Here is a 14,564-nt window from a genome sequence, read left to right on the forward strand (position 1 = left end):
TGGCTAAAATAACAAATCTTAGGCCTGACAGCTAAGATAAAATGCGTTTTATTGCGCTAATTTTTGATTTTGCATTACAGTTATATGGTACTGACCGTTTTCAAGGATGAACGATGCAATTAACCTCACTCCCTAATTCACTCAGACCGCGAGAAAAGCTGCTAGCAAAAGGCGCTATGGCACTCTCTGATGCTGAGCTACTGGCTATATTTTTACGTACGGGTTTACCCGGTATGAATGCGATAGAGCTGGCACAACATCTGATCAATGAAAATAAAACCCTGCATAATTTGTTTAATGCCAGCATAGATGAGTTTTGTGCGCAAAAAGGGCTGGGTACAGCTAAATACGTACAGTTACAAGCGGTACTTGAGCTGAGTCAGCGTTATATGCAAGAAGGCTTTGTTCGCGATGCCGTTTTTAACTCCCCTCAAGCTGTTTACGACTATTTAACCCTGAAAATGCGAGGCCTGCAGCAGGAGGTGTTTATGGTGTTGTATCTTGATAGTCAAAATCGTTTATTAAAAGATGAAATTTTATTTTATGGTACGATTAACGCCGCCAGTGTGTATCCACGTGAAGTTGTTAAAGCGGCTTTAAAAAATAATGCAGCGACGGTTATTTTTTCACATAATCATCCCAGCGGTATTGCAGAGCCAAGTCAGGCCGATAAGCTAATTACCAATAAATTGTGCCAAGCGCTGCAATTAGTCGACATAAATGTATTGGATCATATTATTATTGGCGGTGAAAATTGTGTTTCGTTTGCCGAACGGGGACTTATTTAAGTTTATCGCTCGCAGATATGTGCTAAAAATGAGCGGTTTACTGTGTTTTGGCAAATTAGTTTAATTTAAATGCAGTTTTTACTTTCCCTAAGGGCATTCGATCTTTATAATTAGCCGCTATCAAATTTACACATGAGCTGGTTGGATAAGATCAGTATTTGATCTTTGCCTGTAAAAGCTGTATAAAGAGCGCCCTTCGATTTATCTCTAGGGCACAAATACATGGCCTTAGGGAAAATTAAGCTCGAGCGAAGTTATTGGAGATATATAGACATGTCTAAAGTATGTCAAGTTACAGGTAAGCGTCCAGCGGTTGGTAACCACCGTTCACACGCGAGAAACGCGACTAAACGTCGTTTCCTACCTAACCTACAAACACACCGTTTTTGGGTTGAAAGTGAAAAACGTTTTGTAACATTACGCACTACTACTAAAGGTATGCGTATTATCGATAAAAAAGGCATTGACACGGTTCTTACAGAAATCCGTGCTCGTGGCGAAAAAGTTTAAGGAACTGAATTATGCGCGATAAGATCCGTTTAGTTTCAACTGCTGGTACTGGTTTTTTCTACACTACCGACAAGAACAAGCGTAACATGCCTGAAAAAATGGAAATCAAAAAGTTCGATCCTAAGGCTCGTAAACATGTGATTTTCAAAGAAGCTAAAATCAAGTAATTTAGTTTTCTTTCAGAAATGTAAAAACCCAGCTTATGCTGGGTTTTTTGTTTTTAAAATCCACTCTATTATCCACCGACCATATACTCACCGTAATTGTGTCCATTTAATTAAACCGCTAACTGGCTTTTGTTAAGCACCATAGCTTATTTCTTTAATAACGGTATCAGTTGTTTGTAATACCAATCCGCAATAATACTTAATCATTTTACGGGGCTAAACGTGTCGCAACCTGCGTTAAAAAATTCTCGTTTAGAACAACTAAATAGCAAATTTTTTGCCTAGCTATCAACACGTTTTTCCAGCCTCAAAATAGACCACTTAATTAAGCGAATTGGTATAACCAAAGAAAACATAAAGAGTATTAAATGACTTTACGGGCTAAGCTGTTGGGTGTTGTGTATTTAGAGTGAGATTGTGCGGTGTATAAGCATGTCTGGAGAGGGAACGGGTGTTTACTATGGCTCGCTAGGGTATAAACTGTAAGTAGCCCTTAGGCTACTTACAGTGTGATTCTTATACTTTGAAGTTCTCTACTGATATTCTTAGTTCTTCGGCTAACTTAGCCACTTCTGAACTTGAAATATTCGTTTGTACAGCACCTTCTGCTGTTTGCTCGGCAATAGCAACAATAGACTCTAAGCGTTCACTGATCTCTTGTGATACTTGTTGTTGTTCTTGTGCTGCTGTTGATATCTCTTCACTGACATTGTGCGCTTGCGATACCGCAAGAGTAATTGAATCCAGTGCACTATTAGCTAAATCACTTTGCTCAACACACGAAACCGCGCGTTCTTTACCTTTTTCCATTGCCTTAACTGCTTCTTCAGCGCCCGACTGTAGTGATTCAATCATAGATTGAATTTCTTGTGTCGACTCTTGAGTTTTACTTGCAAGCGATCTTACTTCATCAGCTACCACAGCAAACCCTCGACCGTACTCGCCGGCACGCGCTGCCTCAATAGCCGCATTAAGTGCAAGTAAGTTAGTTTGCTCAGCGATACCACGAATAACGTCTAAAATACTACCAATTGAGGCGCTGTCTTTGTGTAGTTTATTAATAACACTTGATGCTTCATCAACTTCGTAAGCGAGTTGTTCAATGGTTGCTTTATTTTGATTTGAAATACCTTTAACGCGTTCAGCTTCTTTATCGGCATTTTTGATTTCGCCTAGTGCTTGTTGAGCACTGTTGCTCACTGTTTGAGAAGTACTGCTCATTTCAGTGGTTGCGGTTGCCGCTTGCTCTACTTGCGCTTGTTGATTACTAATCGCTTTGCTTGATTCACCGGTAATTGTTGAGGTTTGCTCAGAAGCGGCAGCAAGTTGTGTTGAACGCGAAATAATACCGGTAATTAAGCTGCGTAAGCTATCAATTAAGGTATTACAGCTTTTCGATAATTCACCAAATTCATCTTTTGCGCTGTCATCTAAGCGTTGAGTCATATCACCACTGGCAACAATATCTAGAATGCGGTTAACTTCAGCTAATGGCTTAGTAATACGGTTAACCGTAATAATGGCTACAAGCACAGCGATGATAGTCGCAATGATCATACCTATCCAAGTCCATAAATTAGCTGAGTTTACATCGCTGCGAACGCCTTCTTGCAAAGTAAATGCAACGCCGCTTGCTTGTAATACTAAGTCGTCAATTTGGCTAAGTGCTGTTTTAGTGGCTTTTTCCGATTCTTCTAATTCACGTTCAGTTGTGCTGATTGCATCAATAAGGCGTTTTTTATTCGCTGAAAGGCTATCGTTACCTAAGATATTGCTTTCAAGCGTATCTACGTAGCCTTTTAGGTCGTTAAACAAGCCGCTATGGCTTTGCTCTATCGCGGGTTGTATTAATGCAACAGTACGAACGACTTCTTCAAAATAATACACTTGTTCATTTTTAATAATATCGAGCGTGTTAAGCGTTTTAACAGTTAACATATCGGTGCTGCTGGTAACCACAGACATAAAGTTATTTTCAAGATTATTAGCTGCTTGGTAAGCACGCGGGTGGTTATCTTCTAAGCCATCAATATCAATAATATCAAGTACCATAGAGTTAGCGTCTTCAGCCGCGAGTTCAACAGTTTCTAATTGAGCTTTGAGCTTTTTATTAAGCACTAACTGAGTGTTTTTGTCTTTCAGCAGACTCTCTATAATGTTTAAAAAACTTAAGTAGGTTTTTTCAACGTCAAGGCTGCTCTTATTTAATTGTGGGTCATCTTTTACTACCTGTTGTAGTTCGCGATGTAACTTATCAAATAATTGTTTTTGTTCTTCTATTTGTGCTTTTATTGGCGCTAGCTCTTGAGCAGATGAAGTGTGAAAACTGGCTTGAGCAGCTTTACTCATCAAAATAAATTCAGCTTGTAATTGAGCGCTCTTGTTTAATGCCGGAAGCGATAGCTGATTAACTTTTTGAGTTGAACGATCTATATTTGCTATTTTTATTAAAGAGTTACCGCCAATAATTAAAAGTAATAAAGTGATAAATATAAAACCACCCCAAATACGTTGACTCACTGTTAGATTCATATGGTTTTCCATTCAAAAATACGTCTATTAAAACTTATCGGCGCTTTCAACAATAAGTTAAGTAATTAAAAATAATTAATTTTTACTGTTAATAGTTAGTTGCTAAATTTACCGTGAAACTTCATCACACACTAAGCATACATAATTCAACTATTCGACTATGGATATAAAATAATACAAGGCAATTCTCCTCGTCCTTAATTAGATTAAGGGAGTGTTGCTATTTTTTACACTTAGTTGTGAATGGTTTGTAATTATGCAATTTAACATGCACTCTTAAACTTAACAGATGTATTAACTTTTTTCAGTTTATTTAGACAAAAGTTGTGATTTTTCTGAAAATTTTTGTTTGCTTTGTAAATCTATTAAGGTCATTGAGCCGCCCCAGACGCAACCTGTGTCTAGAGCGTACAGGTGTTTGTAGGGAGTTTGACCTTCAAGGGCAGCCCAATGACCAAAAATAAGGTCATGTTGAGCGTTAACGATTTTAGGGTGAGAAAACCAAGGAACTAATGTGTGGCTATTGGCTGTTGCTTCTTTTGCATTAAAATCAAGCAAATTATCAGGCGTAATAAAGCGCATACGGGTGAAATAATTAACGATATAGCGAAACTTTGCAGCGTCATCGAGTTGCTCACTCCATGAAAGTGGGTGAGGCTGATACATGTTTTTTAAGAAGTATTGAGCGTTGTCAGCACCATAGCATTGCTGCGCAAATTGGGCATGCTGAATGGCTTGCTCGCATGACCAATCAGGATTAAGTCCTGCGTGAGAGATAAAACAATCATACTGCTCTAAATAAAGAGCTAAAGGCTGAGTTTGTAAAAACGCGATGTAGTCGGGGAGTTTACTGCTGTTGAGCAGTGTCGTTAGTTTGTCTTTAGGGTTGGGTGCAACATTGTTTAAATAACAGGCAATCATGTGTAAGTCATGATTGCCTAATGTGACGCTAACGCTGTCTTGATGTTGATAAATATAATCAAGGCACGCTTTGGAGTCTGGGCCGCGAGCAACAATATCACCTACTAGGTAGAGGTGGTCCTTGCTAGGGTTAAAGTCGACTTGCTTTAACAATAAACTAAATTCGTTAAAGCAGCCTTGTAAATCACCTATTGCGTAGTCAGCCATTAGTCGCTGTTTTAATCAATGTAAGATATTAGGGCAAGCTAAACGGAACACATTTATGGGTGCTTCAAACTCAGCACCAAACTCGTTTCGTAAAGTGTAATGCCCTTGCATGGTGCCTACGGGAGTATCTAATATTGCACCACTGGTGTATTTGTAACTTTCACCAGGGGCTATATCTGGGGTTTCACCCACCACACCTTCGCCTTGCACTTCTACTTCTTTACCGTTGGCATCGGTAATTAACCAATAGCGGCTAAGTAGTTTTGCACTACATAAACTGTGGTTTTTTATAGTAACGGAGTAAGCAAATACAAATTTATCAAGTTCAGGTTGCGATTGCTCTTCTACATAAAATGTTTCTACAGATACCTTTACAGGTGATCCCATATTACTGCTTGTTGTCATAAATCCAGTTAGCTATATCAATAAATTGTTGTAACGACAGGCTCTCAGCACGCAAGGTAATATCAATGCCAATGCTGGTTAACTCTTCAGCGGTTAAAAGGTTGCCTAGGCTGTTGCGAAGTGTTTTACGACGTTGATTAAACGCTTCTAAACAGACTGTATTTAATATTTTAACGCTCTTAGCTGTGCGCTGCTCTGCCTTTTTGGGGATTAAGCGAATAACCGCAGAATCTACTTTAGGTGCAGGTTTAAAGCACTCTGGTGGTACTTCTACTACAGGCATCGCATTACAGTAGTATTGAGTCATTACACTCAAGCGGCCAAAGGTTTTGCTGCCTGGGCCTGCAACCATGCGTTTTACCACTTCTTTTTGCAGCATAAAGTGCATGTGCTCAATATGATCGGCAAATTCAAAAAGGTGAAACAACAAAGGAGTAGAAATGTTGTACGGTAGGTTACCAAATACTTTTAGCTTTTTGTCGTCTTTAACTAGGCTTGCAAAATCAAACTTCATTGCATCGCCTTGGTTTACGGTTAATTTAGGCCCTAAAAAAGGGTGCTCAATTAAACGTTGGGCTAAATCTTTATCTAGCTCAACAACCGTTAAATGGCCACTTAAATCGGCTACAGGCTCAGTAATAGCGCCAAGGCCTGGGCCAATTTCGACTAAATTATCTTGCGGCTTGGGATCAATAGCGGTGACGATTTTATCGATGATTGATTCATCGAATAAAAAGTTTTGGCCAAAACGTTTACGGGCGCGGTGTCCTAAATGTACTTTATCGGTCATTGATTCTGTGCTTTTTCATGGGCGAGCTTAATTGCTTCGCGGATCGCTAATTCAAAACTGCCAACATCAGCATCGCCTGTACCGGCTAAATCAAGCGCAGTACCGTGGTCGACTGAAGTGCGGATAAATGGAAGGCCAAGAGTTATATTCACTGACTTACCAAATCCTTTGTATTTTAGCACAGGTAATCCCTGATCGTGATACATAGCCAGTACTGCATCGGCTTCATTTAGGTATTTATCTTGAAATAATGTATCTGCTGGTAAAGGACCGATTAAGTTCATCCCTTCAGCTCTTAGTATGTCAAGTGTAGGCGTTATCGTGTCGATTTCTTCGCGGCCTAAATGGCCATCTTCACCAGCGTGCGGGTTTAAGCCACAGACTAAAATACGCGGTTGCTCAATACCAAACTTGGTTTTTAAGTCATGATTAAGAATATTAGCCACTTTAACCAGTCGCTCTTGGGTAATAGCACGAGCAACATAAGCAAGCGGGATATGCGTTGTTACTAATGCAACTCGCAGCCCTTCGGTAGCCAATAACATAACAACATCAGCGGTGCCCGACTGTTGAGCAAAGTACTCAGTGTGGCCACTAAAAGAAATACCGGCTTGGTTAATAATACCTTTATGAACAGGGCCAGTAACAACGGCATCAAAAGTGCCGTCCATATTCTTCTCACTGGCGATACGCAGTGTGTCTAATACGTATTGACCGTTTGCGTCATTTAGCACACCCAGTTCAACTGACTCGGCTAAATCAATCTGTTTTATATATAAGCTGCCAGCCGCTGTAGGCATAGCTTCGGCGCTTTCATCAAATTCAATTAACTTAATGTTTAAACCTAAATGTTTAGCGCGCTGCTTTAGTAGCGATGCATCTGCAATCGCTACTAGCTGTGCATCCCAGCTGTGCTGTGCCAGTTTTAATAGCAAGTCAGGGCCAATGCCAGCAGGCTCACCAGGGGTTACCGCAATTCTTAAGGTCATAATTATTCGTCTGTTGGGAAAATTTCAACATGGGCTTGTTCGCGCATTTCTTGCTGCCAGTTAAAGCTTTCTTCTTTAAATTTACGATTAAACAACATGCCATGTGCACGATTACGTTTAGCTTGCTCGGTTTTATCAGCAACGCGTGTATCTAATAACTGTACAATGTGCCAACCATACTGGGTTCTAAATGGTTCGCTGATTTCGTTTTGATCAAGAGATAGTAATGTATCTCTAAACGCAGGTACGTAGGTAGTTGGATCAGTCCAGTCGTATTGTCCGCCTTTAAGTGCTGAGCCTGGATCTTGCGAGTGCTCTTTAGCTAGTTCTGCAAAGTCAGCATTTCCAGCACGTAAATCCTTAACAAATCCAGTTAGCATAGTGCGGGCTTTTTCTTCGCTTAAAATAATTGAAGGCTTGATAAGAATATGACGAGATTTAACTTCTGTGGTTTCTACTACTTGGCGACCACGTACGTCTTGCACCTTAATAATGTGAAAACCTGCGCCAGAGCGAAGCGGGCCAATAATCGCATCTTTCTTTTGACCTTTTACAGCTTCTGCAAATAAAGATGGCATTTCGTTAATGCCCATCCAGCCTAATTGACCTCCCTCAAGCGCTTTTGAGCCACTAGATGAAGAAATAGCAATACGCTTAAATTCTTGGCCGTCTTGCAGCAGTTCAATTACTTTGTCTGCGCGTGTTTTTGCAGAGCTTACGTCGTCTGCACTTGCCCCGCTTGGAATATCGATAAGAATATGACCAATATCGTATTCTTCGGCATTTTGGCCTTGGCTATCCATAATTTTTAGTAAGTTATCAATTTCTTGGTCGCTTACATATATACGGCGGTCTACGTTTGCACGCGTTACTTGTTGCGTGGTTATCTCTTTACGAATTTCTTCACGGTAAGCTTGAAAGCTCTCACCCGACGCTTCAATAGTTCGACGTAAATCAGCAATTGTACCGCCTTGCTCTTTGGCCATGTTGGCGAGTGTTTGGTCAAGCTGGCTATCTGAAATCTCTAAGCCCATGCGCTCAGCCATTTGCATCATTAGCGTTTGATTAACTAAGCGCTCAATTGCTTGTACGCGCAGTGTTTCGTCTTTTGGCAGCTGTTGATTTTGTTCTTCTGCTTGTTTTTTAACACGATCAACAATGGTATCTACTTCACTTTTTAAAATAACGCCTTGGTTTACAATACCAATCACTTTATCTATTTCGACTGGTGCGGCGAATACACTTTGGCATAAGCTAAACGTTAAAACTGCTGATGTTAATAATTTTTTTAAATTCATATTCTTTTTACTACTCTTACTAATAGTACTGTTGTAATGCTAAAGGCGACTAGATTGATATAGTTATTTGTAAATTTTTACTATACAAAATGCAGCTTAGTCATTAAGAAAATACGGCCTACGATAACCAAAAATACCTTGTTGTAATAATTTTTGAGCATCATAACGGCTTTTACTACCAAGCCCTTTTAATACAAAATTCAAACGAATGCTCGAATCAAAAGTAGCTTGGGGTTGCCCAATTGACTGATTTAAATCAGTTTCAATTTGGCGGTGGCCAGTAATTTGGAACGCCCAACAGCACGATTCATACTGTAATCCACTAAATACTTCAATACTGCGGTTATTATCAAGGTCGCGATGGTAACTTGCAATAAATTGCCATTCGTCACTAATAGGGATGCTTGTAAATAAGCCCGCTTGTTCGATTGTATTTCCTGAGACATCATTTGCATAGCGATGGTTCAATTGAACCAGCTGATTATCGTCACCTTTATAATCTAAGGTTAAATTTGACTGGATAATTTGCTTGCCATCCGTGTCGTACTGAATTCCACCCGACAAATACCAGCGGCGATGCCAATGTAACATGGTTTGCGCTGCAAACAAGGCATTGTAGTTACTGTCGCTATTCAGCCCTTGCTCTGTGGGCTTGGCTGAATCACTTAAATAAAATATTTGGCCAGCACTGAAGTTAAATACTTCTTCATTTTTATTATCAAATAAACGGGTGGTTGCCCCAAGCGTAAATTGATTTGCAGCGGCAATACGGTCAACACTTGAAAAACGCGCATCTCTAAATAAGCCAAAAAAGTCATCTTGTAATTTAGTGGTATCGTATAAGCCAATGTCAGACTGATCTTTGTTAGGCGTATATAAATACTGAATTTGTGGCTCTAAGGTTTGAGTACCATCGTCGATAAAAATTGAGGTATCACGCTCAAAGTTAAGCTGAGAATATAAGCGCACTTTTGGCAATGTGCGCGAAACATTATCGCTATACTGTGTACCCTGTAAATCACCGTCTTGTTTATAGTTAGTTTGCAATAAGCTCACTTCAGATAAAAACGACCAGGCATACTCTTTGTAATCAAAGCGTGCTTTAGGTTCTATATGCACGCGAGTTGCTTGATCAATAACCGCTGAGCTATTAGTAAAGTGGCTCAGCTCCCCTGAAACAGTAAAATCGAAGTAATCAATTTTCCACGGCGTAGTTTGTGTAAAGCTAACTTGCGGTAAGGCTGTATATGACTCTAAGTGGTCACCGAGTACTTCAAAGTTTTGTATTTTTATATCAGTACGCCACATCTCGCCCATGTGAGTTAGTGAGCCGGTACGATAAAGCTGAGTATCGGTTTTACTTGCATAAGTTGAGTTTAAATCAGTGAGGTAGTTATCATCACTGACATTGGTAATATCAAGACTGGCTCGCCAGTCTTCGCCTATATAGCTTTTTTGTTGCCAATGAAACAAAAAACGCTCGTCAAGCTCAGGTTCTGAGTCATCTTTATTTAAGTATTCGACAGCCACTAAACCTTGGTGTTCTGGAGTTAGATATCTAAATTCAGTTTGTAGCTGTAAACCTTTACGTGACATATAACGCGGCGTAATGGTTGCATCATAGTTTGGAGCAATATTCCAATAATAAGGCGTAATAGTCTCTAATCCATAACGATCTGAACTTGAAAAGCTGGGCGTTAATAAGCCTGACTTACGGCGCTCATCGAGTGGGAAAGTAAAATAAGGTAAATAGAGTACTGGCGTGTCTAAAATACGTAGCACCGCATTGTAGGTTTCACCCCAGCCTTCTTCTCGTGATAAATTAATTTCGTCGGCTTCAATAGCCCACACAGGCGTATTACCTGGGCAAGCAGTAAAGCTTGCATTCATCAGCATTAAGCCAGACTTGTCGATGGTGAGTTTTTCCGCGCCGCCTTTGCCTTGCTGTTGTGTTAGGCTGTATTGTGCGCCTAATAAGCTAAAGGCTGAGTTATTTAAATCGGCGTTTAAGCCCGCACTTTGAACTTTGCTCACATAATCGCGATAGGTAATAGGGCCGGTGGCATTGAGTAAGCCGCGTTGTTTATCAATCAGTGCTGATTGTGCGGACAAACTCATGTTAACGGTGTTAATATCAACATTACCAGTAAATTCAGCGCTTTGTGTGCCTAAAAGCTCAACGTCATCAGCGCTGATATCAACCGTTCCAAGCTCAAGGCCAGCTAGCGGTTGCCAAGCTCTGGTTTGCATTGAAGTGCCACAAAAGTTGTGTGTCAGTTCAGTTTCGGCAAGCGATGGTGCGCTCAGTACGCTTAGCATCAAAATGCCCCAGGTTTTGCTCATTTATCGACCTTTATGCTCTGTGATTAGTTACAAGCTATACATAATAAAGGAAAACAATAGCAAAGTAATTAGTGAAAAATAGATAGCTTATAAAATGACACGTTTTGAGAGTTTACAACAGTTTATTAATACTCACTTTAGTGAGCAATCCTGCGCGCTTAATGCAATAACCGCAGATGCCAGTTTTCGCCGTTATTATAGGTTAAGCGCTGAAAATAAAAGCTTTATTGTGATGGACTCAGATCCAAAAAAAGTTAACAACGTCCCTTATATTGCATTAAATAAGGTGTTTTCTGAGCAGGGGTTTTTATTACCATCCATTATTCATAGTGATGAGCAGCAAGGTTTTTTTATTTTAAGTGATTTGGGTAACACCCATTTAGCTGACTTGCTTGATGATGCCAATCGCAGCGAGCATTATCAGCAGCTGATCAGTTTAAGTGCCAAGTGGGCTAAAACGCCAAAAGCTCCGTCAATGAATCCGTATGACCATGACTTTATTGCACTTGAGCTGGATATTTTTAAAAATTGGTTAGTTAATGATTTTATTAGTACAGAGCTCAGCGCTGAGCAACAAAATATATGGCAAACAAGTGCTACGCTGCTAATCAATACACTGCTTGAACAACCCACAGTGACTATGCATCGCGATTACCACAGCCGTAATATTATGCACTGCGAGCAGCAATGGGCAATTATTGATTATCAAGACGCGGTACAAGGTCCGTTATGTTATGACTTAGTCTCGCTTTTAAGAGATTGTTATTTTAAATTGCCCAACGACGAGCTGACTCATTTACTTGAGTTTGGTTATGACGAATTTAAGCGCCAAAGTTTAATAACTAACGAGTCATTCGCACAATTTAAGTATTGGTTTGATTTAACCGGCTTGCAGCGCCATTTAAAAGCAGCGGGTATTTTTTGTCGCTTGTATTTACGGGATGGTAAAAAAGGTTACTTAGCGAATATACTACCGACACTAACTTATATTGTTGAAGTGGCGGCAGAGTACCCAGAGCTTAGTGATTTGTCTGATTGGGTAAAAAGTTACGTGGTGCCAAAGGTACAGCAGCGGTTAAAAGGAGAGTAATTATGAAGGCCATGATCTTAGCTGCAGGACGCGGTAAACGTATGATGCCGCTCACCGCACAGTTGCCAAAACCTATGTTATGTGTGGCAGGTAAACCGCTAATTGAGCATCATATTATGCGCTTAAAAACAGCTGGTATTACGCAGATTGTGATTAACCTCGCCTGGCAAGGAGACAAAATAAAAACCTACTTTGCAGATGGCAGTGCATGGGGTGTAAGTATTACCTATAGCCAGGAAGTAACTGGCGGGCTTGAAACTGCAGGCGGTATTATTCAAGCACTTCCTTTATTAGGTGAGTCATTTATTGTTATTAATGGTGATGTTTACAGCGACTACGATATTAGTGCATTAATGCAGCTGCATTTACAGCCAAAAGAAGCGCACATTGTATTGGTTGAAAATCCTGCGCATAACCCAGAAGGCGATTTTACCCTAAGCCACTTACCTAATAGTGAACAGCGCTATACTTTTTCTGGAATTGGCCGTTATCAGGCTGATTTCTTTGAAGGGCTGGCCCCAGGAATTCGCCCGTTAGGGCCTTTACTGCGTGAAAAAATAAATGAACATTTAGTCTCCACTGAACTCTATATTGGCCAATGGGACGATATAGGCACACCAGAGCGTTTATTGGCTCTTAACCAACAATTAGCACCATAAGCTAAATATAAAACACTAGAGGTAAGTTTTAAAATGTGGGGAAAAATTCTCGGTTTCTGTTTTGGTTTTATGTTTGGCAAAATATTTGGGGCTATTTTAGGCTTATACCTAGGTCATATGTTTGATAAAAGTCTAAAGAAAGACTTTGATCAGGCTGGCGGCTTCTCTAACCTTTTTAAAGGCGATGATGTTAACGAACGCCAAGCACTGTTTTTTTCTAGCTGCTTTGCAGTAATGGGGCATATTGCCAAGTCAAATGGGCGAATAAGCGAAACTCACATTAAAGCAGCTACGCTATTTATGGATGAAATGGGCTTAAAAGGCGAAGAACGCCGTGAAGCGCAGCAGGCATTTCAATCAGGTAAAGATAGCGACTTTTCTCTCAAAGACACGGTTTATGACTTTAAAGAACGTTTTGCTAAACGTTACGATTTACTGCAGTTATTTTTAGAAATTCAAATTCAAATGGCGTTTTCCGATGGCGTGCTTGCCGCGCAAGAAAAGCAATTACTGCAAGAAGTAAGCAAGCAGTTGGGGGTATCTAAAGCACACTTTGCCTTTGTACTAAAACGTTATCAAGCAGAGTTTAATTTTAGGCAGCAACAACAGCGCTTTAGGCAGCAGCAAAGTCAAAGTAGTAGTTACCGAGAAGGCTCAGGGCATCATGTACCGCCAAGTAATGATATGAACCGCTCGCAGGCATTGGCCTTGTTAGGGCTAAATAAAGATGCGTCGCAACGTGATATTAAAGTAGCGTACCGTAAGCTCATGGCTCAGCACCATCCTGATAAACTGGTATCGCAAGGTTTACCTAAGCACATGATGGAAGTGGCAGTTAAAAAAAGCCAAGATATTCAAGCCGCTTACGAGTATTTAAAAAAGGCGGCGTAAAAAGCCGTCTATTTCTTTGCTCAAGCGTGCATGTTGCTGCGGCGCGTCGCGCAATCCAAATAGCTGGCGCTGGCGGTAATCAAACTTTGCATTACGGTTAACCCAACGCTGACGGTTTTTAAGGTTCATTAAGATATCATTACTGTCTGTAGCAAAATAAATATCCAACAAAGCAGGGGTTACCAAGGATGTTATTTGGCTTAACTTGGCATTGCGTTTTGTATTAGGAAGGTAACTACTCAAACTAATGAAGGCGTTTATTTTTAAGTCTGCAAATTCAGCGTAGTGCTCCAACAACACCCCAGAACTGGTGCCTTGTGCAATAACAACAATATTGTCAGACTCCATTGCTGCCTGCTGATACAAGGCTTCGTAGCGAGCGAGCAGTTTTAACTTGTAGTTATCCACGACCTCGGTATTTACTTGCTCAACATAGTCGGCATGATGAGGCTGTTTTTGTGTGCTGGTGTCAGGCTCAGTATTTGCGTTGGCTGTTTCATTATTTGTGCCCACAGAATCATTAATCGTTTTTGCTGTGTCCTCTTGGGCTGCTTGCCAATCTATATCAGGAACTGTCATCGCATAAGAAGTGTACCCATGATTATTCAGCTCTTTACGCAAAAAGTTCATGCCGGAATTGTTTGTGGGCGTTGATTGCCAGTCAGGAATGAGTATGACCACCCCTCTAAAGTCGGCGCTCATATATTCACTGTATAAAGTTAAAAACTCAGTATCACCAGCTAAAATAGACTTTACTTCATCACTTTGGGCTAGGCGAGAGATATCCGCATCAATATTTTTTGAAAAGGGAGGAGGAGCGATATACTCAGCACTAAGCACTTGAAAACTGATTAATGCACAGCCAAGCGAAAGAGTAGTAATAATGACTTTAAATATCTGCGTAATAAACATAATAAGCTTTTAATTTAAATCTTATTTATGTATCGGCGTAGCACTCTTAAAGTTTAGCTATT

Annotated in this window: 14 protein-coding genes; 6 read left to right on the forward strand and 8 right to left on the reverse strand. The window is 40.3% G+C overall.

The window, feature by feature from the left end; translation table 11 throughout:
* Positions 1-113 precede the first annotated feature (113 nt).
* The 3 genes from radC (at position 114) to rpmG (ending at position 1,465) form a co-directional block, all read left to right on the forward strand.
* Entirely contained in the window at positions 114-788 is a 675-nt protein-coding gene (radC, locus tag MTF66_RS23225; RefSeq protein WP_138623112.1) for a DNA repair protein RadC, read from the forward strand.
* Between the two features lie 273 nt (positions 789-1,061).
* A complete protein-coding gene (rpmB, locus tag MTF66_RS23230; protein ID WP_008464111.1) occupies positions 1,062-1,298 on the forward strand; it encodes a 50S ribosomal protein L28 in 237 nt (78 codons plus the stop codon).
* Positions 1,299-1,309: 11 nt separating this feature from the next.
* Positions 1,310-1,465, forward strand: a complete 156-nt coding sequence (gene rpmG, locus MTF66_RS23235; RefSeq protein WP_004587947.1) for a 50S ribosomal protein L33 — start codon at positions 1,310-1,312, stop codon at positions 1,463-1,465.
* A gap of 516 nt (positions 1,466-1,981) precedes the next feature.
* On the opposite strand, the gene MTF66_RS23240 is transcribed toward rpmG, so the two are convergent.
* From MTF66_RS23240 to lptD, 7 genes are all read right to left on the reverse strand, one after another.
* Positions 1,982-3,997 (reverse strand): methyl-accepting chemotaxis protein, encoded by a 2,016-nt coding sequence (locus MTF66_RS23240; RefSeq protein ID WP_138623115.1) that lies wholly within the window; start codon positions 3,995-3,997, stop codon positions 1,982-1,984.
* 309 nt (positions 3,998-4,306) lie between these two features.
* Positions 4,307-5,125: a symmetrical bis(5'-nucleosyl)-tetraphosphatase gene (locus MTF66_RS23245; RefSeq protein ID WP_138623117.1), complete on the reverse strand. Its 819-nt coding sequence runs from the start codon at positions 5,123-5,125 to the stop codon at positions 4,307-4,309.
* 15 nt (positions 5,126-5,140) lie between these two features.
* Entirely contained in the window at positions 5,141-5,530 is a 390-nt protein-coding gene (apaG, locus tag MTF66_RS23250) for a Co2+/Mg2+ efflux protein ApaG (protein ID WP_041709470.1), read from the reverse strand.
* Complete coding sequence (rsmA, locus tag MTF66_RS23255; protein WP_010391631.1) at positions 5,514-6,320, reverse strand: 16S rRNA (adenine(1518)-N(6)/adenine(1519)-N(6))-dimethyltransferase RsmA; 807 nt, start codon at positions 6,318-6,320, stop codon at positions 5,514-5,516. The genes apaG and rsmA overlap by 17 nt, the downstream gene beginning before the upstream one ends.
* A complete protein-coding gene (pdxA, locus tag MTF66_RS23260) occupies positions 6,317-7,309 on the reverse strand; it encodes a 4-hydroxythreonine-4-phosphate dehydrogenase PdxA (RefSeq protein ID WP_033103982.1) in 993 nt (330 codons plus the stop codon). The genes rsmA and pdxA overlap by 4 nt, the downstream gene beginning before the upstream one ends.
* 2 nt (positions 7,310-7,311) lie before the next feature.
* The gene (surA, locus tag MTF66_RS23265) at positions 7,312-8,607 is read right to left on the reverse strand and encodes a peptidylprolyl isomerase SurA (protein ID WP_138623119.1); all 1,296 of its coding nucleotides are present in this window, start codon (positions 8,605-8,607) and stop codon (positions 7,312-7,314) included.
* A gap of 96 nt (positions 8,608-8,703) precedes the next feature.
* On the reverse strand, positions 8,704-10,950 hold the full coding sequence (gene lptD / locus MTF66_RS23270; RefSeq protein ID WP_138623121.1) for an LPS assembly protein LptD: 2,247 nt from the start codon (positions 10,948-10,950) through the stop codon (positions 8,704-8,706).
* Between the two features lie 94 nt (positions 10,951-11,044).
* On the opposite strand from lptD, the gene MTF66_RS23275 reads away from it, so the two are divergent.
* The 3 genes from MTF66_RS23275 to djlA are packed head-to-tail and all read left to right on the forward strand — an operon-like array spanning position 11,045 to position 13,590.
* A complete protein-coding gene (locus tag MTF66_RS23275) occupies positions 11,045-12,040 on the forward strand; it encodes an aminoglycoside phosphotransferase family protein (RefSeq protein WP_138623123.1) in 996 nt (331 codons plus the stop codon).
* Positions 12,041-12,042: 2 nt separating this feature from the next.
* Positions 12,043-12,699, forward strand: coding sequence for an N-acetylmuramate alpha-1-phosphate uridylyltransferase MurU (murU, locus tag MTF66_RS23280; RefSeq protein WP_138623125.1), 657 nt, complete (start codon positions 12,043-12,045; stop codon positions 12,697-12,699).
* Between the two features lie 33 nt (positions 12,700-12,732).
* Positions 12,733-13,590, forward strand: a complete 858-nt coding sequence (gene djlA / locus MTF66_RS23285; RefSeq protein ID WP_010391624.1) for a co-chaperone DjlA — start codon at positions 12,733-12,735, stop codon at positions 13,588-13,590.
* Here djlA and MTF66_RS23290 read toward each other — a convergent pair.
* The gene (locus MTF66_RS23290) at positions 13,573-14,502 is read right to left on the reverse strand and encodes a DUF3530 family protein (protein ID WP_138623127.1); all 930 of its coding nucleotides are present in this window, start codon (positions 14,500-14,502) and stop codon (positions 13,573-13,575) included. The two genes, djlA and MTF66_RS23290, sit on opposite strands and share 18 nt — an antisense overlap.
* Positions 14,503-14,564: the final 62 nt, after the last annotated feature.

This window comes from Pseudoalteromonas sp. 2CM39R (assembly GCF_023161845.1).

Coding starts and splice junctions, on each gene's coding strand:
- radC (WP_138623112.1), top strand. CDS start 114: ATGCAATTAACCTCACTCCCTAATTCACTCAGACCGCGAGAAAAGCTG.
- rpmB (WP_008464111.1), top strand. CDS start 1,062: ATGTCTAAAGTATGTCAAGTTACAGGTAAGCGTCCAGCGGTTGGTAAC.
- rpmG (WP_004587947.1), top strand. CDS start 1,310: ATGCGCGATAAGATCCGTTTAGTTTCAACTGCTGGTACTGGTTTTTTC.
- MTF66_RS23240 (WP_138623115.1), bottom strand. CDS start 3,997: ATGAATCTAACAGTGAGTCAACGTATTTGGGGTGGTTTTATATTTATC.
- MTF66_RS23245 (WP_138623117.1), bottom strand. CDS start 5,125: ATGGCTGACTACGCAATAGGTGATTTACAAGGCTGCTTTAACGAATTT.
- apaG (WP_041709470.1), bottom strand. CDS start 5,530: ATGACAACAAGCAGTAATATGGGATCACCTGTAAAGGTATCTGTAGAA.
- rsmA (WP_010391631.1), bottom strand. CDS start 6,320: ATGACCGATAAAGTACATTTAGGACACCGCGCCCGTAAACGTTTTGGC.
- pdxA (WP_033103982.1), bottom strand. CDS start 7,309: ATGACCTTAAGAATTGCGGTAACCCCTGGTGAGCCTGCTGGCATTGGC.
- surA (WP_138623119.1), bottom strand. CDS start 8,607: ATGAATTTAAAAAAATTATTAACATCAGCAGTTTTAACGTTTAGCTTA.
- lptD (WP_138623121.1), bottom strand. CDS start 10,950: ATGAGCAAAACCTGGGGCATTTTGATGCTAAGCGTACTGAGCGCACCA.
- MTF66_RS23275 (WP_138623123.1), top strand. CDS start 11,045: ATGACACGTTTTGAGAGTTTACAACAGTTTATTAATACTCACTTTAGT.
- murU (WP_138623125.1), top strand. CDS start 12,043: ATGAAGGCCATGATCTTAGCTGCAGGACGCGGTAAACGTATGATGCCG.
- djlA (WP_010391624.1), top strand. CDS start 12,733: ATGTGGGGAAAAATTCTCGGTTTCTGTTTTGGTTTTATGTTTGGCAAA.
- MTF66_RS23290 (WP_138623127.1), bottom strand. CDS start 14,502: ATGTTTATTACGCAGATATTTAAAGTCATTATTACTACTCTTTCGCTT.